This is a genomic window from Sporolactobacillus sp. BBK16-2 (genome assembly GCF_059878335.1).
In genome coordinates, this window is sequence record NZ_CM187611.1 from 2,830,619 (window position 1) to 2,856,027 (window position 25,409).

Annotated in this window: 22 protein-coding genes and 2 riboswitches; of the genes, 6 read left to right on the top strand and 16 right to left on the bottom strand. The window is 41.6% G+C overall.

Annotated elements, in window-relative coordinates; translation table 11 throughout:
• Nucleotides 1-3 precede the first annotated feature (3 nt).
• The 3 genes from AC6F33_RS14020 to AC6F33_RS14030 are packed head-to-tail and all read right to left on the bottom strand — an operon-like array spanning nucleotide 4 to nucleotide 1,764.
• Entirely contained in the window at nucleotides 4-420 is a 417-nt protein-coding gene (locus AC6F33_RS14020; RefSeq protein ID WP_255748933.1) for a GNAT family N-acetyltransferase, read from the bottom strand.
• A 17-nt stretch (nucleotides 421-437) separates the two neighbouring features.
• Nucleotides 438-1,580 carry a trans-sulfuration enzyme family protein gene (locus AC6F33_RS14025; RefSeq protein ID WP_500777294.1) on the bottom strand — a complete coding sequence of 381 codons (1,143 nt, stop codon included), beginning with the start codon at nucleotides 1,578-1,580 and terminating at the stop codon, nucleotides 438-440.
• Nucleotides 1,546-1,764, bottom strand: coding sequence for a hypothetical protein (locus AC6F33_RS14030; protein ID WP_480948674.1), 219 nt, complete (start codon nucleotides 1,762-1,764; stop codon nucleotides 1,546-1,548). The genes AC6F33_RS14025 and AC6F33_RS14030 overlap by 35 nt, the downstream gene beginning before the upstream one ends.
• Before the next feature lie 131 nt (nucleotides 1,765-1,895).
• Nucleotides 1,896-1,994: riboswitch (SAM riboswitch) on the bottom strand.
• Between the two features lie 1,251 nt (nucleotides 1,995-3,245).
• Between AC6F33_RS14030 and AC6F33_RS14035 the strand changes: the two genes are divergently transcribed.
• Genes AC6F33_RS14035 through AC6F33_RS14045 form a run of 3 tightly spaced genes read left to right on the top strand, consistent with a single transcriptional unit; the run spans nucleotide 3,246 to nucleotide 6,067 of the window.
• Nucleotides 3,246-4,289 (top strand): ABC transporter substrate-binding protein, encoded by a 1,044-nt coding sequence (locus tag AC6F33_RS14035; protein WP_480948675.1) that lies wholly within the window; start codon nucleotides 3,246-3,248, stop codon nucleotides 4,287-4,289.
• A 27-nt stretch (nucleotides 4,290-4,316) separates the two neighbouring features.
• A complete protein-coding gene (locus AC6F33_RS14040; protein WP_500777295.1) occupies nucleotides 4,317-5,309 on the top strand; it encodes an ABC transporter permease in 993 nt (330 codons plus the stop codon).
• Nucleotides 5,303-6,067, top strand: a complete 765-nt coding sequence (locus AC6F33_RS14045; RefSeq protein WP_500777296.1) for an ABC transporter ATP-binding protein — start codon at nucleotides 5,303-5,305, stop codon at nucleotides 6,065-6,067. The genes AC6F33_RS14040 and AC6F33_RS14045 overlap by 7 nt, the downstream gene beginning before the upstream one ends.
• Nucleotides 6,068-6,354: 287 nt before the next feature.
• Here AC6F33_RS14045 and AC6F33_RS14050 read toward each other — a convergent pair whose 3' ends face one another.
• The 4 genes from AC6F33_RS14050 to AC6F33_RS14065 all read right to left on the bottom strand — a co-directional run bounded on the left by AC6F33_RS14050 (nucleotide 6,355) and on the right by AC6F33_RS14065 (nucleotide 13,786).
• Complete coding sequence (locus tag AC6F33_RS14050; RefSeq protein WP_500777297.1) at nucleotides 6,355-6,990, bottom strand: YcnI family copper-binding membrane protein; 636 nt, start codon at nucleotides 6,988-6,990, stop codon at nucleotides 6,355-6,357.
• 22 nt (nucleotides 6,991-7,012) lie between these two features.
• Nucleotides 7,013-8,764 (bottom strand): copper resistance CopC/CopD family protein, encoded by a 1,752-nt coding sequence (locus tag AC6F33_RS14055; RefSeq protein ID WP_500777298.1) that lies wholly within the window; start codon nucleotides 8,762-8,764, stop codon nucleotides 7,013-7,015.
• 147 nt (nucleotides 8,765-8,911) lie between these two features.
• Nucleotides 8,912-9,023: riboswitch (SAM riboswitch) on the bottom strand.
• 51 nt (nucleotides 9,024-9,074) lie between these two features.
• Nucleotides 9,075-9,233 (bottom strand): FbpB family small basic protein, encoded by a 159-nt coding sequence (locus AC6F33_RS14060; RefSeq protein WP_143128429.1) that lies wholly within the window; start codon nucleotides 9,231-9,233, stop codon nucleotides 9,075-9,077.
• 1,490 nt (nucleotides 9,234-10,723) lie between these two features.
• Nucleotides 10,724-13,786: an MMPL family transporter gene (locus AC6F33_RS14065; RefSeq protein WP_500777299.1), complete on the bottom strand. Its 3,063-nt coding sequence runs from the start codon at nucleotides 13,784-13,786 to the stop codon at nucleotides 10,724-10,726.
• Between the two features lie 349 nt (nucleotides 13,787-14,135).
• On the opposite strand from AC6F33_RS14065, the gene AC6F33_RS14070 reads away from it, so the two are divergent.
• Entirely contained in the window at nucleotides 14,136-14,690 is a 555-nt protein-coding gene (locus tag AC6F33_RS14070) for a TetR/AcrR family transcriptional regulator (protein ID WP_500777300.1), read from the top strand.
• Between the two features lie 129 nt (nucleotides 14,691-14,819).
• On the opposite strand, the gene AC6F33_RS14075 is transcribed toward AC6F33_RS14070, so the two are convergent.
• Complete coding sequence (locus tag AC6F33_RS14075; RefSeq protein ID WP_500777301.1) at nucleotides 14,820-15,818, bottom strand: LacI family DNA-binding transcriptional regulator; 999 nt, start codon at nucleotides 15,816-15,818, stop codon at nucleotides 14,820-14,822.
• A gap of 216 nt (nucleotides 15,819-16,034) precedes the next feature.
• Here AC6F33_RS14075 and AC6F33_RS14080 point away from each other — a divergent pair, with 216 nt between their 5' ends.
• Nucleotides 16,035-17,408: a glycoside-pentoside-hexuronide (GPH):cation symporter gene (locus AC6F33_RS14080; protein ID WP_500777302.1), complete on the top strand. Its 1,374-nt coding sequence runs from the start codon at nucleotides 16,035-16,037 to the stop codon at nucleotides 17,406-17,408.
• A 31-nt stretch (nucleotides 17,409-17,439) separates the two neighbouring features.
• A complete protein-coding gene (locus tag AC6F33_RS14085; RefSeq protein WP_500777303.1) occupies nucleotides 17,440-18,558 on the top strand; it encodes a glycoside hydrolase family 172 protein in 1,119 nt (372 codons plus the stop codon).
• A gap of 248 nt (nucleotides 18,559-18,806) precedes the next feature.
• Here the strand turns inward: AC6F33_RS14085 and AC6F33_RS14090 are convergent, their stop codons facing one another.
• From AC6F33_RS14090 to AC6F33_RS14125, 8 genes are all read right to left on the bottom strand, one after another.
• Entirely contained in the window at nucleotides 18,807-19,148 is a 342-nt protein-coding gene (locus AC6F33_RS14090; RefSeq protein WP_500778167.1) for a RidA family protein, read from the bottom strand.
• A gap of 159 nt (nucleotides 19,149-19,307) precedes the next feature.
• Nucleotides 19,308-20,366 (bottom strand): SIS domain-containing protein, encoded by a 1,059-nt coding sequence (locus tag AC6F33_RS14095; RefSeq protein WP_500777304.1) that lies wholly within the window; start codon nucleotides 20,364-20,366, stop codon nucleotides 19,308-19,310.
• Nucleotides 20,367-20,384: 18 nt separating this feature from the next.
• Nucleotides 20,385-21,191, bottom strand: a complete 807-nt coding sequence (locus AC6F33_RS14100; RefSeq protein WP_500777305.1) for a PTS system mannose/fructose/sorbose family transporter subunit IID — start codon at nucleotides 21,189-21,191, stop codon at nucleotides 20,385-20,387.
• Nucleotides 21,184-21,978: a PTS mannose/fructose/sorbose/N-acetylgalactosamine transporter subunit IIC gene (locus tag AC6F33_RS14105; RefSeq protein ID WP_500777306.1), complete on the bottom strand. Its 795-nt coding sequence runs from the start codon at nucleotides 21,976-21,978 to the stop codon at nucleotides 21,184-21,186. The genes AC6F33_RS14100 and AC6F33_RS14105 overlap by 8 nt, the downstream gene beginning before the upstream one ends.
• 22 nt (nucleotides 21,979-22,000) lie before the next feature.
• Complete coding sequence (locus AC6F33_RS14110; RefSeq protein WP_028983564.1) at nucleotides 22,001-22,480, bottom strand: PTS sugar transporter subunit IIB; 480 nt, start codon at nucleotides 22,478-22,480, stop codon at nucleotides 22,001-22,003.
• Nucleotides 22,480-22,896, bottom strand: coding sequence for a PTS sugar transporter subunit IIA (locus AC6F33_RS14115; protein ID WP_500777307.1), 417 nt, complete (start codon nucleotides 22,894-22,896; stop codon nucleotides 22,480-22,482). Before AC6F33_RS14115 ends, AC6F33_RS14110 begins: the two co-directional genes overlap by 1 nt.
• Before the next feature lie 48 nt (nucleotides 22,897-22,944).
• Entirely contained in the window at nucleotides 22,945-24,060 is a 1,116-nt protein-coding gene (locus AC6F33_RS14120) for an ROK family transcriptional regulator (protein ID WP_500777308.1), read from the bottom strand.
• 1,021 nt (nucleotides 24,061-25,081) lie between these two features.
• Nucleotides 25,082-25,408: a carboxymuconolactone decarboxylase family protein gene (locus tag AC6F33_RS14125; RefSeq protein WP_037581658.1), complete on the bottom strand. Its 327-nt coding sequence runs from the start codon at nucleotides 25,406-25,408 to the stop codon at nucleotides 25,082-25,084.
• Nucleotide 25,409: the final 1 nt, after the last annotated feature.

The following is a 25,409-nucleotide window of genomic DNA, read 5'->3' on the forward strand; positions in this document are numbered from 1 at the left end:
ACCTCACAAATCCCGATCGAGATACACGATGTCTTGCCTAAAATTCCAACCCTTTTTTCTCCAAAACTGCTTGCCTTCCTCATTATCAAGCACCACGAACAAACCAATCTTCGTAATCTGTTCTTTTTTAAAACTCGTACAGACTCGGTCAATTAAACGTGTACCGATTCCTTTTCCCTGCTGGTCCGGATCAACTGCCGTATGGTAGATGAATCCCTTGCGTCCATCGGTTCCGCCGAGTATCGTTCCGATGACCCGCTCGTTATCGGCAGCGACGAAACAGGTTTCCGGATTCTTGCGAATGATCCGGGCAATTCCGGCGTAGCTGTTATCTAAGGATGCTAGATTCATGCCGGGCACCCGTGTCCATAGATCATAAGCGCCTTCATAATCCTCAGGAACCATCTTGCGAATCTCCATATCTTTTCAACTCCAAGTTATCTTTTTGCTTTTTCCAGTGCGCGCGCCAGATCCTCCAGCAGATCATCTGCATTTTCAATGCCGATTGCTAAGCGAAGCAGACCTTTTGTGATGCCGATTTTCTCCTGAAGTTTTTCATCAAAGGATTCATGCGTCATTGTTGCCGGCTGACAAATCAGGCTTTCAACCCCGCCAAGACTGACAGCAAGATCAAACAATGAAAGTGCCGCCACAAATTGATCCTGATCATAATTCGATGCAAGCCGAATGGAAAGAACGGACCCATGACCCGATGCCTGACGCTGCTGAATTTCTTTTTCCTCCTGCGAGTACGATCCGGGATAGTACAGGCGTTCAATGCCGGGATGAGTGCTGAAAAAATCGATAATCTTATCCGTATTCGCCTCTTGGCGATCCAAACGCACACTCAATGTCTTGATTCCTCGAATCAGTGCATAGGAATCGGTCGGACTCAGGATTCCACCGAGTGTATTCTGCAGAAATTTAAGCTTTTGCGCAATATCCTCTTGATTCGTTGCCACAAGACCGGCAATGACATCAGCGTGACCGCTCAGATATTTCGTTGCGGAATAAAGAACGAGATCTGCGCCAAGAGCGAGTGGATTTTGATAATAGGCAGTTAAAAATGTATTATCAACAATCAGCAACTTGCCTTTCTCATGCGCGATCGTTGCTAGCCGCTGAATATCGGCAACACGCAGCAGCGGATTCGACGGCGTCTCAATATAGAGTGCCGCCACATCATCATCTAAATCCTCTGCCCTCAGTTCATTAAAATCGTGCACCAATTCATAAGCGATGCCTCGATCCTTAAAAAGATTGCTGGCATAGCGATAGGTTCCACCGTACACATTGTTGTTCAGCAGAATTTTATCACCGGACTGAAACAGGCTGAAAACGGCGGACACCGCCGCCATTCCTGATGCAAACGCATAGGAATAACTCGCCTGTTCAATTTTAGAAAACAAGGTTTCGAGATTATTTCGTGTCGGATTCCCGCCTCGTGCATAGGCAAAGGACTGAAAACCATGCAGATCCTCTTGAACATAAGTTGTTGCTAGAAAAATCGGCGGTACCACTGCATGATTAGGATTGTCTTTCGCATCAATCCCTTTTACAATCAATGAATCTAGTTTCACTGTATTCATCCTCCTCGCAGTTCATTGCCTTTGTCTTTGAAAACTGAATGTTTTTAAATGCGTTCTTAGTATGCGCCACAGGTACGGCTGCATTGCTGAATGCTTCGCACTCCCAGGGCAGATAAATCGGCTCCCACATAAGCGATTGAATTAATTGAACAAAATTGATTTTCGCTATACTCATCAATGATCAACCTCCTATAAGCTTTAGTCCGAGACTTTTGCCCAGCGCGTCATTTGCGGCAACTAAGCTAAAAAAGGCAATAAAAAAATGCTTTCTTATGAGAATAGATAAGAAAACATGATGCGTCGGTTCTCTTATCTCTCAGTTTAAACTGCTGGAATTAACACCATACACTGTGTGCTGGTTGTCGGGTTTCATTGGGCCAGTCCCTCCGCCACTCTTGATAAGAAGTTTACTATTTAATTTTGAAAAGAACGTTTAGGTGATAAAACTGATGCACGCGTCACCGCTGAAACAATTCGCATGTGTTTACTAGGTAATATAATATTTTAAATTTATTATGTCAATGCTTTTCTGAATGTTTGATGCAAGAAATCAAACCGGCAGATGTTCACACGTATGACTTCTTGACCAATCGCATAGATCTGCTTCTCATCTTCTGCTTAAGAAAAAACGGGCAAAAAATTCCCGGTTCTTACTACCACAGGATGCAGTGACTTTCGCGTTGCATAAAGGACGTACTTTCACACGATGTGATGGCTTTCGCGTTGCATACAGGACGTATGCGTATTTAGCGAAAGTTCCTTTTTCGAAAGCTCCTTTACAGTTAGCAAAAGTTCCTTTGCTCCAAATGTGGTTTTTAATCATCAACCCCTTGCTTGAACAAACATTTCAATTTCATAACGCATTCTGGTCCTTAATTAAGTAACGAGTAAAATAAGCGGAGATTTTCCGCTTATATGCACCCTGAACATGTTTCGCCGGTAAATAAGGGTAATTTTTCCGCTTATTCAAAGCAAAACCCTTCATTTTCACGTTTATCGATTCGGATAAGGGGAATTTCTCCGTCTATTTCAGCTATTTTTTCGATCATTTTCTAAATAAGCGGAATTTTTCCGTCTATTTTTCAGATTGGGCACTTACCGGCGGGGCAAAATCAAAAACGTTCTTTGCTTGTCAGAGAAGCTGAACGGAGCCTTGCGATTATAGGTGTAGGGACATTTCTCAATAAAATAATCCCGTTTTTGTACTTTAAATCTTCACCAGGATAGGAATCAAACAAAATTTTTTTGGGGGTTGACAAGGATAATCGAATGGTTTAAATTTACCATCAACAAAGTAAGCCGTTCATCAGCTGCTAATCATTAAGACGTTAATGATCGGCAATGAACGGTTTCGCAGTGAGAATCGCAGCAGATCAATAGGTCTTGTCAGCACCTTCTTCATGCGATTTATTGCGGCCGCAATACTGCGTATCTGGTTAATCCCTTAATCAAAGAAAAGAGGTTTTGCACAAGAATACGAATTTTGCAGACACTGAACTTGATTGGTGTGCATTTACGAGTTGTTTTTTTTTAAGTTTAATACCAAGTAAATAGGGCTGTTTAGTTAAATTAATAAAAACTAATCTTTACCTAAACATTTGAGGGTTTGATTTAAGTAAATTGAATTTGCTCTACTTAGAGGGGGAAGCAATCAACATGGCGAAAAAAAGAAAAGCAAGCCGCTTAGTCAAATGGATTCTTTCAGTTGCTGTGGTTATTATTGTGGTACTTGCAACTGTGGTTTCCATTAACCAAATTACAGTGAACAAGAACAAAAGTTCAGCTACTGCAAAAGATGACAATTATGTATTAAAACTCGCAGACTCATCAGGCTTATGCGAAGCACCACAGCAAATTGCGATTGAGAAAGGGATTTTCAAGAAATACGGCGTCAAATATAAGAATGTCAAAATCGGAGACTTGTCAGGTACTGAAGCCCTAACAGCCGGAAAAGTTGACGCGACGAATTCGCTCCTTGCCAGCGTTGTGCAACCACTGACGAACGGTGCAGAGCTAAAGATTACAACCGGTTTGCATACAGGTTGTCTCCAGATCTTAGTAGGTAAGAATTCTAAAATTAAGTCGATCAAAGATCTTAAAGGCAAGAAAATTGGTGTGGGTACGGTAGCCGGCAGTCCGGCAACGTTTGCAAAACGCGTCCTTTCTTACAACGGATTAAATGTATCGACCAAAAACTCAGACGTACAATTTATTCAATATGATTCGGCCAGCTTGCCAATCGTCCTTAGTAAAGGGCAAGTAGACGCGATTGCTGTAGGCGATCCGGATACACAAATCGCTATTAAGAACTATGGCTTTACATCACTAGCTAGTTCCGCAACCACAGCACCATTTAATAAAGAATATTGCTGCGTAGCCTATGTTTCTAATAAATTAGCTAAAGAACATCCGGAAATCGCACGCAAATTCACCCTTGCATTGCAAGAGGCTGCAGAATGGATTGCCAATCATCAAGATGAATCCGTTCATATTCAAACAGATAAGAAATATATTGCCGGCGATGAAAAAACGAACTTGTCAGCATTGGAAACGTACAAATGGGAACCATCCTTTACAGATGCGAAAAAAGCGTTCAAACAAACGGCCGACAGTCTGCAGGATATCGGTGTCATCTCTAAAGATGTTGATACTCAGGCGCTTACTGACCACTCCTTCTTAAAATTTAAAGGGGTAAAATAACAAAATCAAAGAAAAGAGGGGATTTTTTTGGAGAAGGACTCGGTTTATATCAAAAAAATTACCCGGATAAAAGATCGCCAAATTGGTCGGGCTTACTTTGCAAGTATCGCAATCGCAATCAGTCTTATTGCTCAGCTGGCCATTCCTAAGAGTGATGTTTTGATAACCAAATCGCTGCCATGGTATACCGGGCTATTAATCATAGCGTTTGTCATCACGGCAGTGCTCGCAACCTATTATACTTTTTTCGGCGGGCTTGAGAAGTTCGTTTTTAAAAGCTACTTTATTGGTGCGGCATTTCTCGCACTCGGTTTATATAATTTAGTCACGCTGAAATTCGCGTTGATTAAACCCATTTTCTTTCCCGCTCCTGAAACGATTATCAATGTTCTGATTGTCGATGCCGGGTTCTTACTAAAATGCCTGCTTCATTCAGCTTTATTGCTTGCGTACGGATTAGGTATTGGCATCATCACCGGACTTGCTACCGGTATATTAATTGGCTGGTACTCATCGTGGAATTATTGGCTGGAACCACTCGTAAAATCAATAGGGCCGATACCATCCACTGCGTTTATACCGATTGCTCTGTCGGCTTTTGCGACCAGCTTTCAAGCAGCCGTCTTCTTGATTGCTTTAGCTTCATGGTTCCCGATCACTGTATTAACGCAATCCGGTATTGTAAACGTCAAAAAAACATTTTTTGAAGTCGCTGATACACTGGGCGCGACCGATTTCCAAAAGATTTTTCGTGTGGCGGTGCCCGGAGCCTTGCCAAACATCTTCGTAGGGATCTTCAACGGAACATGCGGTGCTTTCCTTACCTTGATGTCCGCTGAGATGATCGGGGTGCGCTATGGAATCGGTTGGTATATAAACTGGCAGCGCGAAATTATGTCCTACGCCAATGTCTACGCCGGTTTGGTTGTTATTGCAGTCAGCTTCTCATTGATGATTGCAGTTCTCTTTAAAATACGCGACTATGTTTTAAGATGGCAAAAGGGGATTATTAAATGGTAGCTACAGGACAAATCACATTCAACAATCTTCGAAAAGTCTTCCCGCCGCGTACAGAGACCGGTTCGCCGGTTGAAGCGTTGCACCATGTTAATGCAGAGGTTGAGCCGGGCGAATTTATCGCACTAATCGGGCCTTCCGGTTGCGGTAAGTCAACACTGTTACGGTTATTAGCCGGTCTGGACCACCCTTCTCAGGGCAAAATATTGGTTGATGGAAATCTTGTTGAACGGCCGAGCCGTGAACGCGGATTAGTTTTTCAAGATCCAACCTTGTATCCATGGCTGACGATTGAACAAAATGTTGGATTTGGGCCTAAATTAGCCGGTGAATATCGTGAGAAACGTGACACCATTCATGAATTTATTGACTTGGTCGGTTTAAAGGGATTTGAAAAGAATTATCCCTATGAACTCTCCGGCGGTATGCAGCAGCGTGTCGCTTTAGCACGGACGTTGATTAATTATCCTAAGGTCTTGTTATTTGACGAACCGTTTGGCGCGCTCGATGCGTTTACCCGGATAAAAATGCATGATGAGCTTTTGAAAATTCGGGAACGTACAGACATCACGATGGTCATGGTCACGCATGATGTTGAAGAAGCTGTATACTTAGCGGATCGTGTCTTCACAATGACGCCGCGACCAGCCATTCTGAAAAAAATCGTTAATGTAAATTTGCCGCGGCCACGGCGCCGAGACAGCACGGAATTCATCAAGAAAAAGGAAGAGATCCTAGACATTCTCAATTTCACTGCTTAATGCACGAGGCACTGAAACAAATTCGTTTATGTTAAAAATGATTCATTCTCTCGAGTTAACGAAGAGATGAATCATTTTTTTGTGAACAACATCATCAGTAGCGAACGGTCGTTAATCCTTCTGATCACGCATTCACGTTATTTCACGCGATAATGGTACAGACCCATACCAAGACAATAACAATGCCCCTCCACCTGTTTTGAAGGTTGAGGGGCATCTTTATATCAGAAAATGTGTTATGAAGCAGCGTGGCAAACCGCCTTCAGAGCGCCCTATACCTTTTTACGTCATAGTGTCTCCTTTGTATCTTCAGGTACTCCCTTTTTCTTCTGTCGGCCCGCAATCAGAGTGAGTAGGGAAAGAACGATGGCAATTGCTGAAAGAATGATCGCAATAACCGAAACGATTTGATTGCCGCTTTTCCCATTTTGTGTGCCGCTCTCTGTATCCTCGCTTTTAACGACGCTTGTAATCGCATGAGGGGTTTCGGCATTTTCTTTGCCTGTCCATTCAACAACACTGCCATCCTTGTACGTTTGATAAGCATTCCAAGCGAGATCACCGGTTTGTTTTGGGTTCAGTGCGCGAAACTGAAACTGTTGGAACGCTCCAGGCGCAATTCCGCTCCCCTTTGCTGTCCAAATCACCGTTGGCGCCTGTCCGCTCGCATTCTTGATTACTTCAGTCGTCCATCCCGGCACCGGTTGGTAACTGTAGAATTGAACGCTTTTCGGAATGCGCAGTGCCACTTTAGTCGTCGGAATGTTCTTTTCAGTAGGTACAGTTATTGTATACGTTTCGCTCGATCCTGTGATCGACTGAACCGGTTTGACGGTTACATGGGCTGATGCACTGTAGTGAAAAGCGAAAAGGAGTACACCAGAGAAGAACGCAGCAGTGATGGTTTGGATAGACTTTTTCATTTGATCGGTTACTCCTTCTTGTTCATTTAATGGATACAATGAAGTCTTTATCGACTGCCTGGTAATCCTTATCAAGAACATGGACATTGATGAGAAAACGATGCTTCATATCGAATGCGTCTTTGACAACAAATCCCTTGCCAAGTTTCGCTAGCGGCACTTGGACTTGGGTTTCCCCCATATCCATGTCAATGCAGCGGATCTTTAAGGCAACCTGCTGTAAATTGTGCGCTCGTTTCCCTTGATCAAGCACATCTAAGTACAGCGTATTGGGGCCGAGTTTGAGCGGTTCAACGCGAAGTGTCAGTACATAGTTCTTTTCCTTAGCCCGTATCGTTTTTTTCGGATCTTCCAATACAGTCGGCGGATTGGTATTCTTTGTTGGTTTCCCATTGTTGAATTTTGCACTAAATCCCTCAAATGTGCCATCGTCGACCGCCGGTTTCGGGACAGGAGGAGAAACATTGGTCAATACAGCAGCAGCCAGTAAAACCGTCAGCCCGATCAGAAGCTCGCCCAGTACACTTTTCTTGAGAAAATCCCTCTGCTTCTTCACGCGCACGTTCGAATAGAGCGCAAACAGCAGCATGAGCAGCAGAAGAACCGCTTTTATGATGATGATCCAGCCATAAGTTGAGGTATATAATGCTCGAAATGACGTCAAGTGAATCAGCGTGCCGATCAAGCCGGTTAAAAAGATTACCCCAACTAAAAGAAGCGCAACGTTTGAAAAGCGATGCAACGTTTGCCAGTAGATCTTTTTTTGCTGCTCAGGAGAATCATTGTTTTTTACCGATCTGGGCAGGAAAAGCAGAAGGCAAAGTAAAGACCCAATCCAGATTGACGCGGCAGACAGATGCAGAAAGTCCGCAGCCACAGCCCAAACACGCAATTCCTGATCCTCAGTACCAGCGGCATGGCCGACAAATGCTTTGGACAAAGAAAAGACAAACAACAAGCCGATGAGCACCCATAAGAGTCCACGAACCGTTCGCTCGGATTGCGTGCGAAATAACCAGAAAAGAAGGGAGATGCACAGAATTAAACTACTGATTTGTAGGAACCATGGTGTACCGAATGAGGTCGTCAGCAACGTTTCGCCAACAGCTTTACCCGAAAACGCATGCAGCCAGTTCACATCAGCGTTACGTGTCACTTGAAGCGGCAGCGCGAGCAGAACGCCAAGCAGCAGAATCCCTGCGGCACTCCAAAGTGTTCGCCGCAGCGCCTTTTGGTTAAAAATCACTAGATTTCGTTCCGGATTGAAAAATTTCAGGAAGAACAGTATGCCAAAAAAGAAAGACAAACCAAGATAGATCAGCCATTGAATCACGAGTTGGTCCGCACCGGGAAGATCGCTCCGCGTATCACTGGAAGACTGCACATTTGCGGCACTTTCTTTCGGTTGTCCAACGTGAAAACCAATCGTTCCGTGAACGGCATGCCCATCTGCCGATACGACTTTCCAATTCATCCGGTAATAGCCGCTGGAAAGCTGCTTTTTTACACCATTTTCCAATACGCTTCGGTTCTTCTTGTTACGCTGCGCGTGATCTGTATCAACACGGCTGCCCTTTTGATTCAAAACCTCCAAGGTCAGAAAAGACGGTTGGATTTCTTCATTAAATTGAATCGTGACATTCTTAAGATTTCCGTTTACCTGTTGATTCTGAGCAGGGTTCGATTTCACAACAGAAGCGTGTGCCGATGCAAAACTAGCAAACATTAAAGGAAAAAAAATAAGAACGAGAAACGCACTAATTTTTTGTTTCATAGTTAATTAACCATCCGATCTTTCAGAATCATTGTTGTGCGTGGCCCCGCATGAAACAGCTAAAAAATTGCATCACGAAGAGCACAAAAGTCTGATCTAAAAAAAACAAGCCTAACGACGATGCGAAAGGTTTGCTGCGTTGGTTCTTTCTCATCTTCAAACACCATTCAGTGTTTCTGGAATGGACACCGTGCATGCATGCAAACATGTTGGTTGTCGGGGTTCATTGGGCCAGTCCCTCCCCCACTCTGGATAAGAATTCATATTCAATTCTCAACAAACACAGCACCCCGCCAAACTAGTCATCATTTTACCGAGTTTTACTTTGCGGCTTGCTGTTTTCCAATTTTGCCACACGCCTTCGGTCCAGTTTCGCCTCTAATGCTTGCATCACCGATTCTGTACTTAGCATTTCAGATATATTTTGCTGTACCAGCTTATTAAAAGACAAGAAACGCCTGCGCACCATGATCTTCCTCCTCTCATTATTATTCCAAGTATTATTATATGTTTTTGGTGTTTTTCACATTGTAATACAAATAGGAATCCGTATCAATAGTGATTTCTCAATAATGTCAATGTCTGCGAGACTATCCCCCTGACTTGCGATCAACAGAGACACTCCGCAGGCGTCCGAGCGCTTACTTCCGCAAGATGCGGAAGCTCCATTTTAGCCGCTTATCCCCGTTCAGCAAATCAAAGATCGTGAACTACATCGGGATTAAAATTCCGAGCTTCTAGTAACATCTCATACTTGCTTGGAACATCCAAGCAGCGGCTAAGTCTCTTTTACAAGTTAAGAAAGTATAGCGTTTTGCCTTGTCGGTACGACGATAAGGTCATAAGATTTGGTTGGGCGATCAGGTAAGCGTCCAATCCGAGAAATAAACGGAAAAATTCCGCTTAATTGGAAAATGAATGAAAAAATTGCTTAAATAGACGGAGAAATTCCGCTTATCAAATCGAAAAACATGAAAATGGAGGGTTTTTCTGTGTATAAGCGGAAAAATTACCCTTATACACCTGTGAAACAAGCGCCAGGATGCATATAACCGGAAAATCTCCGCTTATTTTATTCCGGCCGCGTTACTTAATTAAGGATCCCAATGATTTATTAGGAAACTTGGCTTCGCCAAGCCCCTGGCGAAGGCGAAGACTTAGTTGCGACGGCCATGGACGGACTAGTGTCCGGTGAGCCGCAGGACGCGGCGCTTTTTCGGACCGCTTACACTCGTTTCCTTTAAATGTTTTCTTATACTTTCCTACCAGTGTGAAACAGAAATGTCTGTTCGCGCACAAGCTTGATGATTCAAAACGGTATTTAGAGCAAATGAACTTTCGTATGTTTTTATATTCTGATTGACGCATTTGCATTGATAGGATTGCTTGAAGGATTTCTTCGACTTAAGTCATGTTTTTGCTTAAAGAAATTTTTGTACTTTCCACCAAATCGCGATTGGTGATCTGAAGACTCATGCTTTCAGCATCTTTAAGCCACGGATAGTCACGTTTTAGTGCTATTAAAAGATTATTTCAGAGCATAAGTAATCAAAAAAGTGGCTTTCGGATTATGTTCATACCGTTCGATCAGTATGTTTAGCATCTGATCCCAAACAAAACGGTTGTAGCCAAAGTTTCATTGGATGAATAGTTTTTGTTTTTTAGTGGGGTAGATTCATACGTTAAGCCCTTTTAAAGTCATCGTTTCACCTCTTTTCACAGCATAATAGCAGCACAAGCGTTCGCGCTTTCACTATGATTGAACCGGTTTCCAAACAAGAAAATGGAGACCCAAGGCGCTGATTCATCTCGGCAATGAATGGCCGAGTTTTCTCAGGCTGGTCTCCTTTATAAACGTTCTTAATCTTGGTACGAAAAAAAGATGTCTCATAGTCGCAGACCTTTGAGACACCTTCATTTTTTTATTTACATTTTAAAAGGATCAATTCGTAAAATTATTTATTCGCTCACTGATGACTCTGCGCTTCTTTTAAACTTCGGCGGAGAATCAAAGAGTGAAATCATCGCCGGGACAAAGATCGGAAGCATTATGAAGCAGAGTACGATCAGACCGGTAATTACAGCCGTTGCCAGCTCAATCAGCAGCACAATTCCTGACGGCATCAGTGTCGCGAAGGTTCCTCCAAGAATCACGAAGGCTGACAAAATTATGGTACCCACTCGTTTTGCGGCTTCGACAATCGCTTCCTTGCCTGACATCAGTGGATATTCCTTATAGCGTGCCAGCAGGAAGATGCTGTAGTCTACACCCAGAGCAACGATCACGATAAAGGCGAAGAATGGGACGAATGAAGAAATCCCCTCCAGACCAATCAGATTGATGAACAGAGCGTTCAAAACAAACATGGCCGCGTAGTATGCTCCCATTAGCGACACCGTGATAAACACCGGGATCCAGAAGGAGCGCATCACAACGATCAGCACGAGCAGCACGCCGATGAGTACAATAATCGTTAAGCGATTCAAATCTTTTGTCAGAACATTGTTTGTGTCATAGGTTGTCGAGCTTGGCCCGGAAACGGCTACCTTTGCATCAGCCAAAGTCGTTCCCTTCACTCCGTTATGCACCGTTGTATTCATGTGCTTGATTGTCGTTAAAGCTTGCTTTGAATACGGATCATTATCGAGAATCACCGTTATTTTGGAAATAGTCCGGTCTTTAGACATGAACGCATCCAATGCCTGCTGATACTGCTTATCTTTCAGTGCTTCATCCGGTATCGAGAAGTTTCGATTTGTATTAAGCTGTGAAAGGAAATCGTTGGTCTTTCCCAAGCCGCCCGATAGTTGATCCAATCCTTTATTCACATCCGCCAGCTTGTCGCTGAATGTATGGAACCCGTTAAGGCCATCTGCCAGCTTCTGCTGACCGGATTTCATTTGCCCCAGTCCGTCCGTTACCTGATCCATATTGGTGGCAATCTTTCCGATGCCTGAGGAGGCACTGTCAAGACCGCTTTTCGTTTTTTCAAGTCCTTCAGCCATTTTGGACAGGCCATCACTCATCTCAGACAGATGACTGTTCGCCGTTTTGAATCCGGTCGTTAGTGTAGTGTAGTTCTTGTTCAAAGCATCGATACCTTCCGGTGTGATCTTGGCCAACGATGCAGACAACTGATCGAAGCTCGCTTTTAGTCGGAGATAATTTTGATCACCGGCAACTCCCGGACTGCTGTCACCGAGCGCCGACGTCAACATTTGCATCTGCGCGAGTGCATTCTTGACGCCGAGCAGCGCCTTTGCAGTATCTTGATAACTGGTGCCCATTTTCGCATAGCCGGACTGCATCTGATCATAGTTATCGGCAAGTGTAGTCACAGCGCCGCTCATTTTTTCAAGATTCGTTTCAATTTGTCCGATCCCGTCACTGATCGTCTGTGATTGACCGGTACCTCCGATTCCATTTTGGATTTGCTTAAGTCCGCTGGTCAAGGCAGTCATGCCGTTCTCAAGCTTGGCTGTTCCATCGACCATCTTATTGACTTGAGAGAAGTCAGCAGAGCCAAGCTTTTTCTGAGCCGTTTTCAGACCGCCGCCGATTTGGTCAACACCCTTCCGCGTCGCGGACAATCCGTCTGTGACCGACTTCGTCTGATCGCCGATGTAAAACCCATTCACTTCTTGCCCCTGAGGTCTTGTTATGGAAGAAACTTGTTTTACACCTTTAATCTTTTCCAGCTGTCCGGTTAGTCGATCGATCGCCGCCAAAGATTCGTTATTATCTAAAGCTTTTTTATTCTCAATGACAACAGTGGCCGGCATTGCATTGCCTTTGCCAAAATGATCTGCCACAATATTCATGGCTTTAGAGGAAGGATAGCTGTTGCCAAGTTCGCCGATCGTATCAAAGTTTAATTTCTCCTGATAGAAAAATACGGCCGGAACAATAAGTACAGCCACCAGGATTACGGAAACAATCGGATGCCTGGTGGCGAGCGTTGCTGTTCTCGCCCACATCCTGTTCTCCCCATGTCCTTTATTATTTTTGGATGGCCAGAACAGCTTTTTGCCAAGCAGTTTCATCGCAAACGGCGTTAACGTGAGCATCTCGAGCAACAGGAACGCAACACCAATAACCACGACAATTCCCGACTGATAGATTGGCGATTGAGAGAATATAAGTGCTGCAAAAGCGATAAAGACAGTCAGGATACTGTAGACAATCGTTTTCCCGGCCGTTTGGTAGGTCGAGACAATCGCCTCATCAATGGACAATCCCTTTGACAGTTCTTCCTTAAACCGGTTAAACAGCAATATATTATAATCGGTGCCGATACCGAACAGGATCAGAATAAGCAGCATTTGCGTCAGACTTGTAAGCGGAAAGCCTGCTTTGTCAATCAGCTGCGCTGCAATCCCCATCGAGCATAGGTAAGAGAACATAACTGCAAGTAACGAAATGATCGGAGTTACAATGGATCGGAACATGATAACAAGGACAATTAAAATGAACAGAACGGTCAGTGCCGCACTCTTCTCAACCCCGCCCTGAGACGCTTTTAAATAGTCATTATTAATGAAATCCTCGCCGGTCAGGTAATGGGTGACCGTTACCTTGTCCAGTCGCTGATCGATGGCTTTCTTAATATCATCGATTTCTCGAGACTTTTTGTCTAACTTGAAGCTTACCATTACCGTTGTTTTGTCCTTCGAAATCAGCGAACTTTTCGCTTCAGGTATACGAAAAGGATCCATGATCTCGGCAACACCGAGCTTGTCTGCGTCATCACGGAATCGTTCTACACCCTGCTTGATTTGATTCAGCTCGTTATTGGAAATTTTATTCTTGTCATAAAAGACAACAAGATTATTGGTCCCCTTCGATTTTTCCATTTTACTCAATATGGCATCGGCTTGCACCGATGGGCTGTCTTCGTTTAATGCCTTCTGTCCTCGGTCTCTAAGAATGGCATTGATATCCGGCTGCAGCGCAACGAGCACGACCGTTGCAACAAGCCATAAGGATAAAATGACCCAGCGCGCTTTAATGATTCCTCTCACTTCTGATCCTCCCCGTAAAAACTAAATGAAATTCATCTGCTCGTGAGCACTACTCATAAACAGAATCGTCTTTTCTCTATCAAAATCGTGTATTCAAGCAGTTTGTTCATTTTATGGAAAGACAACGATCGTCAAATCCCCTATGGGTCATCGTTTAAATGCGTTCCTGACTTCTAAAAAACGCATAATTCTCCCTCCTGAAATTTATTGAACACAGTGTTGATTTAACATCATGTTGATAGTATAGTAAACGTAAAAGTCAAGTTCAATATGTAATTTTTCATTTTCTGTTATTGAATAAACAAGTACATCACGTATTGTTTAATAAATGAAGGAAAAGGTGAATCTGATGGCGGGTACCAAAAACAACAGACGAACTCACTATACGATCCAAGTGATCAAGGACGCTTTTTTATGCCTTCTAAGCACGAATGAGCTCTCCAAGATTACAGTTACTCAAATTTGCAGGGAAGCGGATGTCAATCGAGGAACTTTTTATTTGCACTTTGACGACCCGCTTGATTTATTCCATAAAATTGAAGCAGAGCTTGTCGATCAAATCAGACCAATTTTAGCCATGCGTCCGCAAGAACAGCTTCATGATTGGCTAAAAAGATTGATTATTATTTTAAAAGCTAACGAAGCAGTTAGCCGAATAATTCTGGCAAATTACCGTGACGGCATCATGATCAATGAGCTGTTTTCTGAAGTACAAGAACAAGCGATTGAGGAATTTAAAGAGGATTTTCATGAGCAGGACCCTCACATTCTAAAGTATTATTTTTCCTATTTTGTCAATGGTTCAATTAGCGCTATTTTAAGTTGGTTCGCAGATGAGGAAGATCAATCGATTGAGGGAATTACTAAAGCTTTAGCCAACGTCTTGTCGCGATCAACGGAATAATATAATTAAGAAATTGCAAAGAAAAAACCGATTTACAGAATCGGCGTGCCCTCCAGCATAAGCATTATTTATGCATTGGGTCAACCGAATAATGGTAATTATTGTTTTCAAGTGTTACCAGCACCTTTATTAATATCGATAGATTGGTAACGACTTAGTTGTACGTCCCTCTTTAAAAGCCACCGGCAAGACAACAGGATTTGGTATCTGCTCTTTATTTATAATTTTAAGCAGCATATCCACAGAGGATTCAGCCATTTCTTTAATGGGTTGCTTAATAGATGAAAGGGTTGTATCAAAGTTCTCAAAATATTGAAAAGCATCATAACCAATAATTTGGACATCTTCCGGAACGCGGATGCCCATTTTATTAAGTTCCCTAAGCAAAAGTAAGGTCGTTTGATCATTTACGACAAAGATGCCATCAATATGATGGTATTTACTGAAAAATTCACTAAAAAACATGGCGTAGTCATTAATCGGCTCTTTCTTTTCATAGACGACATAGTCACAATTCTTCTCTTTCGCACCATCGACAAAACCATTCTTTCTTTTCAAGGTGTCGTTCGGTTGTCGCGCCACACTGGCGATATAAGCGATTTTTTTACAGCCTCTCTTAATTAATTCAGATGCAGCAATTTTTCCTCCCCAATAATTATCTGATGTTACATAAACAACTTGTTCGGTAAAAAAACGGTCAACACTTACAAAGGGCAAACGAGCAGAGACATATCTGTCAATATCGCTATAAGTAATTGCAATAATTCCATCAACTTTATTTTGCCTAACCATATTTAAAAATTCAATTTCACGTGCCTTGTCATTATTATTACTGCAAATTAACACATTATATTTCAGCGTACTTAATCGGTTCTCAATATGGAAAACAAATTCAGAAAAAAAAGGATGCCAAATACTTGGAACGCTGACTCCAATAAAGTGAGTTTTATTTAATTTTAACGCTCTTGCAAATTCATTAGGTGTATAGTTGATAGATTCCATAGCTTTAAACACTTTTTCTCGTGTCTTCTCGCTAATGGGTCCCCTATTATTTAATACACGTGAAACGGTAGTGACAGATACACCTGCAACTTTTGCTACGTCTTTAATACTTTTACTTTTACTCATTTTTCAATTCCTTTGCTTCTATTATAAAATTATTATAACAGGATATAGTCTTTTTATAAAATTTATAAACGTTACCATATATTAAATTAATAATCAACAACATAATTGATATATATAAACGATTTTTATGAAAACGTTTGACATTTTTAATAAGTGATTTTATAATTCATGTTGTTGTAAGCGCTTATAATAATTTGTTGTGGAAAAGGTGATAAAATGAACATAGAAACCCCAATGTCGTCAAATGCAAATATTGAAAAAGAAAGTTTCCTTGATGTTTGGAAACAGCGAATTAGTTATGGAATTTCGGACTTTGCATGTAATTTGATCTGGAATATGTTGACTTTATATCTGATGTACTTTTATACAGACGTTGCAGGTATTACTGCTGTTACCGTTGGGACAATGATCATGGTCACCAGACTCATTGATAGCTTTGCAGATATGTTTACAGGAGTGATTATTGACAAGACTCATTCAAGATGGGGGAAAAGCCGTCCATATATTCTCTTTGGCTCCTTACCTTTAGCTGTTTTTGGCGTCTTATGTTTTTATGCTCCTGATTTAAGTGCTGATGGTAAAGTCATCTATGCTTACGCAACCTATTTAGGCATTTCAATATGTTATGGACTCGTGAACATTCCAATATCCTCCATCTTACCCAGCTTAACCAGCAATGCACGCGAACGAACAAATCTTACAACGGTTAGAATCGTGCTGGCTTTTATCGGGGCCACTATTGTAAGCGTTACCACCCTACCTCTTGTCCATCTATTGGGACGCGGTTCAGAAGTAAGCGGTTTTGTATTAACAATGAGCTTATATTGCCTTATCGCAGTTATTTGTCTATACCTTACCTTTAGGAATGTTAGAGAGAAAGTAAAAGTCGTGAAGCAAAAAGTAAGTATTAAAGAATCCTTTGTAGCATTAAAAGGAAATAAACCATGGATGATATTTGCTGTCAGCACCTTATTTATGTGGGGTTCTAACTTCTTCTTACAAGGATCTCTCATTTATTATTTTACCTACAATGTGGGATCAAAAGATATTGCAGCCATTATCGCAGGCATCACGTCTTCGATTCCGCTGATCGGGACGATTCTGGTTCCTGTTATTTCCCACAGAATGATGAAAAGAAACATTTTCTTACTGGGAAGCCTGATAAGTTTTCTTGGACTCGTTGTCATGTTAATTGCTAATATCAATGTTACAGGGTTAATCACAGGAGCAGTTGTATACGCTATTGGCTTTGGAATGAGGCAAAATATGTATTTTTCGATGCAGGCTGATCCGGTGGATTTTGGGGAGTGGAAGACAGGGGTCAACGGTGCCGGGTTAATTTCTGCTATTAACGGCTTCATTGGTAAGGTCGCTATGGCAGTATCTGCAGCACTCTCTGGTGCCTTGTTAACATGGGGCCACTATGTTCCACATGCACACCAGAACAGTCAGGCACTATTGATGATTAGAAGCAATTTTATCATCATTCCTGCAATCCTCATCATTATTTCAATGCTCATCATGTGTTTTTACAATCTGGACAAATATTATCCACAAATTCGTAAAGAACTTGACAGCCGGATTGGCTAATTCAAAACATAATATACAAGGAGGAATTAAAATGCTGGATTTACAAGGTATAGAAAACATTAAGGACGAAGAAAGTCATAGTATTAACCCGGAGAACCCATATGGTGAAAAGGGTCAGGCAGCAACCACCGATAGTGATTTGGGAAAGTCACGCAAAGGAAGAGCAGCCATCTCTCTTAAAGAGGGCGAAACCTTTACCATTGCTGAAATTAAGGGTCCTGGAACTATTAAACACATTTGGATGACAATTGCTGAGGCAACAACTAAAGGGAGTTTTGTATTGCGGGATGTGGTACTCAGAATTTATTGGGATGATGAAGAAAATCCCTCAATTGAAAGTCCTATTGGAGATTTTTTCTGTAATGGTTTTGGATCTCGATGTGAAATAAATTCTCTTCCCATCGTTGTAAATCCAACAGGTGGCATGAATTGTTATTTTCCTATGCCTTTTAAGAAAAAGGCCAAAATAACAGTAACAAATGAGCATCCAAATACAATAGATGGTTTTTTCTATAATATCGACTACGTATTACAACCCGGATTACCTGAAAATGCATCTTACTTTCATGCTAAATGGAACAGACAAAAGATTACACAATTACAGAAAGATTATATCCTTATTGATAACATACAAGGTGTAGGACATTACGTTGGAACTTTCCTTGAAGTGACAGCGCTTGAAAGATATTGGTGGGGAGAAGGAGAATTTAAATTTTTCATTGATGGGGATTCAGAGTATCCTTCAATTACTTCTACTGGTACTGAAGATTATTTCGGAGGCGCCTGGGCTTTTCATAAGAAGGATAAAAGCGGACGTATTTATGTTCAGCCTTACAATACACCTTTTATGGGATATCCCTTTTTCTCCAAAGAGGATCATACACGTGACGATTTTCAGACAGAAGACGCGATGCCGCTTCACGGTTTTGGGGATGATGCGTTACCCATGCATGGATTGTACCGCTGGCATCTCCCTGATCCTATTCGATTTAAATCTGATCTAAGGGTTACTTTACAACAGATTGGTAATGATGACATCAAACTTTTTGAGAGATCAGATGATGTGGCATCGGTTGCATATTGGTATCAAAAAGAACCTCATCAGATTTTTTCACCTTTATTGTCACGAGAGAACCGAATACCAAGATGAATTGTTAATTGCGCGTATTCTTAATAAATAGTTTAAGCCTTGAAGAGCAACCAGAAGAGAGCCTTGATGAGTTAGTATCTTAATTTCGGACACTGCAAAAGTTATTCCAAATAATCATAATGAAGCCCACACCTTTTGACGGTGTGGGCTAATTTGACACTTATGATTAAAATTCAAAAGGAAACAGATTGCTTTCAACATCTCGTGATCTATTAGATGAACGCGAGGAGACGGAAAGAGTTACAGATCTATTCAATTTCTGCAATAACGTCAATTTCTACTAGAATATTGTTTAAACCACTTTGTACTGTGGTACGAACGGGATAAGGCTCTATAAAAAATTCTTGGTAGACCTTATTAAAGGCTTCTAAATCCTTAAGATTGGCCAAATGTGCTGTTGCTTTGACGACATCTGACATCTTCGCTTCAACCGCCTCCAAAATATTTTTGATGTTAATCAATACTTGTCTTGTTTGATCTTCAACAGTTTCTGGAACCCGTCCAGTCTCAACATTTAAGGGACCTTGTCCGGACACATATATACGATTTCCTACTCGAATCCCTTGAGAAAGAGGAAGTTCATCTGGCAGTGTGACCTATCTTGCCTATTCCGTCGATTCATTTGCTTACCTACTTTACTATAGTAAAATCTGTTCGGGCGTCAGCATAATATATCATTAGCTCATTCCCATTTTAATTAGAGCCACAAAAAAGCCTCCGCCTGTGATCAGGATGGAGGCCTTCTTACCTTATTTGTTTATCTTCTTACTGCCCATTTTAGAATGAAATTGCGGGTCCTTAGGAATACTTGGATCAATTCCTTTTAATTGAGGAACAAATGCGCAAATCAGCTGAACCGCAATCGGATAGACGAACGTGGAATATAAATCATTTCCCTGGTCATCAATAACAAAATTGCGTGCGCCTAGCCCGTCCACCTTAGAACCAATCACATAGATGTGATTTGTCCATTCTGATAAAACGCTTATTAGTTTGTTAACCCTTGGTTCTGTTCCGTTGTGGTAAATAATGATTGAAGAATTCTCGTTCACTGCATTATAGATACCGTGAATAAATTCTTCGAACTCATAGCCACTTGTTGGGAGGCGCATGGTTTCCAAAAGTTTCAAAGCACTTTCCAGCGTGTCTCCATACAATTCTTTCGTTCCAACTACTCGAATTTCTTTGGCGTCCTTCAGCCCATCGGCAACTTCTTTTACCCACTGTTCTGCTGAAGCATAGACATCTTGAAAATTATTTGCTATCATTTTTAATGAGTTAATCTCATTATTGAATGCTTCTTGAGTGAGCGTTCCATTCTCCTGACCGAGATGAAGACCAAGAAGAATCAAGTTGAGCATTGTACAGTAAAAGCCTTTAGTCTTGGCTCCAGCTGTTTCTTCACCACAACGAACAGTGAGCACGTAGTCGGCAGCCTCATCGATCAGTACATGATCCTGTCCTGCCATTGAGGCAACTTTGCATCCTTGTTCTTTCGCTAGTTTCATAGCGTTGTAGGTTGAATAGCTGCTCCCACCCTGTGAAATGCCGATCAATAGGGTCTGGTTTTGGTTGTCACCAATAACTTCCTTAGTTAGTTCGAATGGGTAATAGGCTTCTACAGAAATTCCAGTTATTTCTCTTAGCTTTTGTTGGACCTGCGCGCCTGAATGGTAGCTGGTACCCGATCCGGTTATAATAATGCGTTCGAACTTTTGTTTCTTTACTTTGGAAAATAGCTGGTCAGAAATAGCGATGATTTCTTTCATTTTTTGCGGTGTTTCTTGAATGTAATTTTCAATGTTCAATTCAATAATGCTCCTTCATTATAATATGCCGATCCAGTGAACGACGATGCCGAATACAATGATGCCAATGGTCAGCCATGTAATACTGAATTTTTTTCTTAGGAACCAAAAGATGATCAAGGTCACAGCTAGTGGCAACATATTCGGCAATATTTGATTTAAAATGCTTTGTATATCTACTTTTGCGCCATTAATATTAAACTTTAATGGGGTCGAAATCTTTAGCATTGTCGCAACCATTGCTCCTACAACGACGAGACCAACCGTGGTAGCAACCGACATAATCTTATCCATGAGACCTTCTTTTTGAATGCGTTCGAGCGAATGAACGCCAACCGAATAACTGTATTTCAAACCAATGATACGTACGAGAAAGTTCGGTATATTATAAAGCAGCAAAAAGAGTAGTGGTCCGATCAGATTCCCTTGACTTGCAAAAGAGATGCCAATTCCGGCTGCGATAATTCGAATGGTTCCCCAAAATAAAGAATCACCAATCCCGGCTAACGGTCCCATAAGTGCTGCTTTTACTGCATTGATTGAACTGACATCAAAATCTTTCTGATTCGCATTCTGTTCTTCCATTGCAGCACTGATACCAGCTATAGCCGGGGCAGCAACCGGAGTCGTATTAAAGATCTCCAAATGTCTTTTCAATGCAAGTGATCGTTCTTCTTCCTTGTCGTACAGTTTCTTTATTACAGGAATCATAGTATAACAGAAACCTAGATTCTGCATTCGTTCATAATTAAATGCGCCTTGCAAAGCAAAGGACCGCCAAAAAACGCTGCGCAATTCTTTTTTTCCTAGTGTTTTCTCATTCAAAGTTGATCTCTCCTTCCGTAAGATTGTCGTCTCCGGCCTTCTCATCAGAAGCTTTATTGTTCGAATGGCTGATTACAAAGTTCAAAATAACTGCAAGGCACACACCAAACAGGGCAATTGCCATGACATCAAGTTTCAAGTACGAAGCCGCCAAGAAGCCAATAAAGAAAAATACACCCATCTTTTTAGAGAAAAGCATGTCCATCAAGAGCGCGAAACCAATTGCCGGAAGCAGATTTCCTGCGACGGTCAAGCCTTCAAGAATCACCTTTGGTACTGCGTGAATCATCGCAGTAACTTGGTTTGCCCCAACTAAAATCGCTAAGAATGTTGGAATAAATACACTTAGGAAAAAGAGAATCGGCGGAATCCACATCATTAAGGTAACGCCTTTAATATTTGCATTCTGTGCGTATTTGTCTGCTTTGTGAAGAAAATACGTATTAATTACGCGTACAAGGACGCCAAGCGATTGAGCTAAAACGGCAATCGGAACCGCAAGAGCTAACGCTACTTCAGCACCATTTCCGGAAAGGATAGCAAATGCAGTACCAAGCACCCCGCCAGTCACAACGTCAGGAGGTGTCGAGGAACCAATGCCCGCAATGCCCATCCAAATTAATTCCAGTTGAGCACCGATCGCGATGCCCGCTGTGAAGTCACCTAAGACCAGACCGGTTAAAGAACCTAAGACCAATGGCCGTTCCAACATCATGACACCAAATATTCTTCCATCCAAGATTCCAATACCAGCTACTAGGCCAAGCATTAAGGCTTGTGCGAGCAATTGAATTCCTCCTTTATGCCATCTATTGTATTAAATTTTCAAGTGTTTGCTTTCGATCTCTCGGCAGAATCCTAAACTCAAGATCAATGCCCATCTGATCCATTTCTTTAAAATTATTAATATCTCCATCGCTCGCAGCGATAAGATCAGTCAGCTTCTTCTTCCCTTCCTCGTATCTCAAACCGCCAACATTTATTTCCTTAATCGCCCCATCTGATTCTTTTGCTAATTGAAGTGCATCATCTGTATTTCGCACAAGGATCAGGACCTTGCTTTTTTGCGCCTCTGAAAATTTTTTAACAATTTCGCCCGATTCAGCCACACCTCTTATATAGAGTTTGACATCATTAGGTTTTGCTAAATTCAAAGCCATTGCTTTCATTTTATTTTCCTTCGCTTCATCATTGACAATAAGAATGACATTGACTTTTAATGCAGGAGCCCAGCCAAAGGCAACTTGACCATGAAGGAGACGATCATCGATTCTGGTAAGTGCAATCATTAACTATCACCTCCTTTCAATAGATCGTTAATGTATTTAATCCCCTGTTTTGCTTCCTGAATTGCTTCGGCTACTACTGCTTCAACAGAATTCGACGGTAAGGAAAGAATCGCCGTGAGCAACATCGGGAGATTCACACCCGAAACCAAGTGAATTCGATCTGGATCTTGCGCGTCCATCAGTAATTCAGCGCATATGTTGTTCACACTTCCACCAAATACATCCGTGAAAATAAGGACTTGATCCTCATTATTTTTAAATATTATTTTTTTTAACTCTTGTCGGCCAGCCTCTCCGGACTTATCCTTTGTCATGCAAAAGTAGTCAAGATTGGTTTGAGAACCGACGATTAATTCAACCGTTTCAATTAACGTTTTTGACAATTCTCCATGCGTTGCGACAACAATTCTCTTCATAAAATTTCCTCATTCCTTCAGCAATTTTCTTCATGAGCAGTTGAACGTTCAACTGTGTTCAATTTGTTTAAAGGCAAAGGATATAGCACCCAATGGGCCAGCATCCGAGCCAAGGCTAGCGAGTCGTATGTTCGTTCGAATCGGCGTCAGATTATCAACCATCTTCTGTATCTCATTAATCACAACACCCATGTATTCCGAGACATCTCCACCAATAATGACTCGTTCAGGATTCAGTAAATTAACGGCATTAGCAATGGCAATCGATAATTCAACGATAAAGTTATCAACCACTGGAACAACCTCTGAATCACCATTCGCATATCTTTCAAAAAGCGCTTTGATACTCATTCCATGTCCTGCAAGTGCAGTCCCGGACACTTTATTCTCAAATACGCCTGAATCATTAGGGAGGTTAAATCGTTTTTGTTCAAAATCACCCTTACTCATTTGATAAGCGATTTCACCGGATTGGTAATTATATCCATACACAAGGTTGCCATTTGAAATGATGGCACTGCCAATGCTCATCCCAATTTCGATAAAGAAGAGATGATTTGAATTTCTTCCGGATCCGAGCCACATCTCTCCTAGACCCGCACAATTCACATCATTATTAATGAAAACAGGAAAAGCAAACTGCTTGCTGATCAACTGATGGACATTGAGATTGGTCCAACGCAACGCCTTTGCACTGAACACCGTTTTCGTATCCGTTATTCCAGGAACCCCAATGCCCATTCCAATAATCTTATCTTCAGCTATATTTGAATCGCTTAAGCAATTTTTTATGATTGAAACCAACTCGTCAATTTGGTTCGTACACTCTAGTTTCTTTCTATAAACAATTGCGCCAACTAAATCGGTAATCAGAACGACAATTTTCTGACGATCAATATCCACACCGATGGCATAAGCAGATTTGGGATTAAATCCGATCATTAGCGCTGGTCTCCCACCCCCTTTCGTTGCTGTTTGCTCGCCAAGTTCAATGACCAGTTTTTTCTCCAGCAATTCATCAACAATCGTTGAAACGGTTGATTTACTCAGTGATAATCGTTTTGCAATTGTTGCCCGGCTTATCGGCTGATCTGTTTTAATTTTTTCTAAGATTAAAGATCTGTTAATTTTTTTAATCAAATCCAAATGTCCGATCATATTCATCTACAAGCCTCACCTTAAATACATTTTAGTTTTACATAAATACTAATCAAAACATGATTATACCATGTATTCATTCGCTAATCGGAGGCAATAATACTACAGTTTGTTCATTCACTGTATTAATTATTTAACATTATTACACAATCATTCTGACTTTTCAATAGAAATATTTTTTTAAGACTTTTCGCAAGCGTTTTTATTTACTATTTTGTCCGATTTTAGGGCGTCATTCCTTGCTTCGCTTTAGCAGAAACTTTTTATTCAGGCAGGGTTCATGAGCACTTAATAGCCTTCCTATCGCTTTTCTGGCAGGAAATTACATTCAGATAAAACCAAAAGTATAACCGATGCCTTCGTCAAAAAAATCAATTCTCAGTCATATTCTATGAAACAAGAAATGTTCGACGGATGAAAATGCCGTAATTGGCGAATCATTTTGCCGATTTAACAGACGAATAATTAATCCAATTATTAAACTAATTAAGATCCTTACGAATAAAAAAGCGGATCATTACCAGTGGTACTAAGAAAAACTTTGAACGACACTTCAGCCGCTCGCTTGCCGCGGGCGCACCGCGCGTCTCCTCGATAGGCAGGAATCTGCGGGGGCTCTCTGACACGCATCAATAAAGCACGGTCCCCGCAGGCGTCTCGCGCTTACGTGGCTCCGCAGGATGCGGTGGCTTTCGCGTTGCATACAGGACGTACTTTCACAGGATGTGATGACTTTCGCGTTGTATACAGGACGTATGCGCACTTAGCGAAAGTTCCTTTACAATTCGCAGAAATTCCTTCTTTAATGCTGCTTATCGTCGTACCACAAAGCAAAATCATAAACTTTCTCTATCTGTAAAAAAAGAGCTGAGTGTCGAAAACTCAGCCTTTTCTTTGAAATACCCTTTTACTTGTTCAATCGATTCACGATGATCCCCATTCCCGACAAAGAGATGGATGGTTTCATGCTATCCGTACCGCCATTCGGCACATTTAAACGAAGGTTATGATTTGAAATAACGTCCGCTTAATCCTCAGCATATATTTCCTTAGCCAGATGAAAAGCAGTCCAAGCCTTAGGCCATCCTGCATAAAAAGATAAATGCGTCACAATCTCTGCAATTTCTTCCTTGGTAACACCATTTTCCTTAGCTTTGCTCATGTGGTAGCTTAATTGTTCAAACATACCGGAAGTAATCAAAGCGGTCACAGTGATTAAGCTGCGATCACGGGCCGAAAGTTCTTTTTCGCGTGACCAGACCTGTCCAAAAAGTACATCATCATTCAGTTCTGCAAATTTTGGTGCAAACTCTCCAAGTAAGTCATGCCCGGCTGTTTGTTTTTTTAATACCATG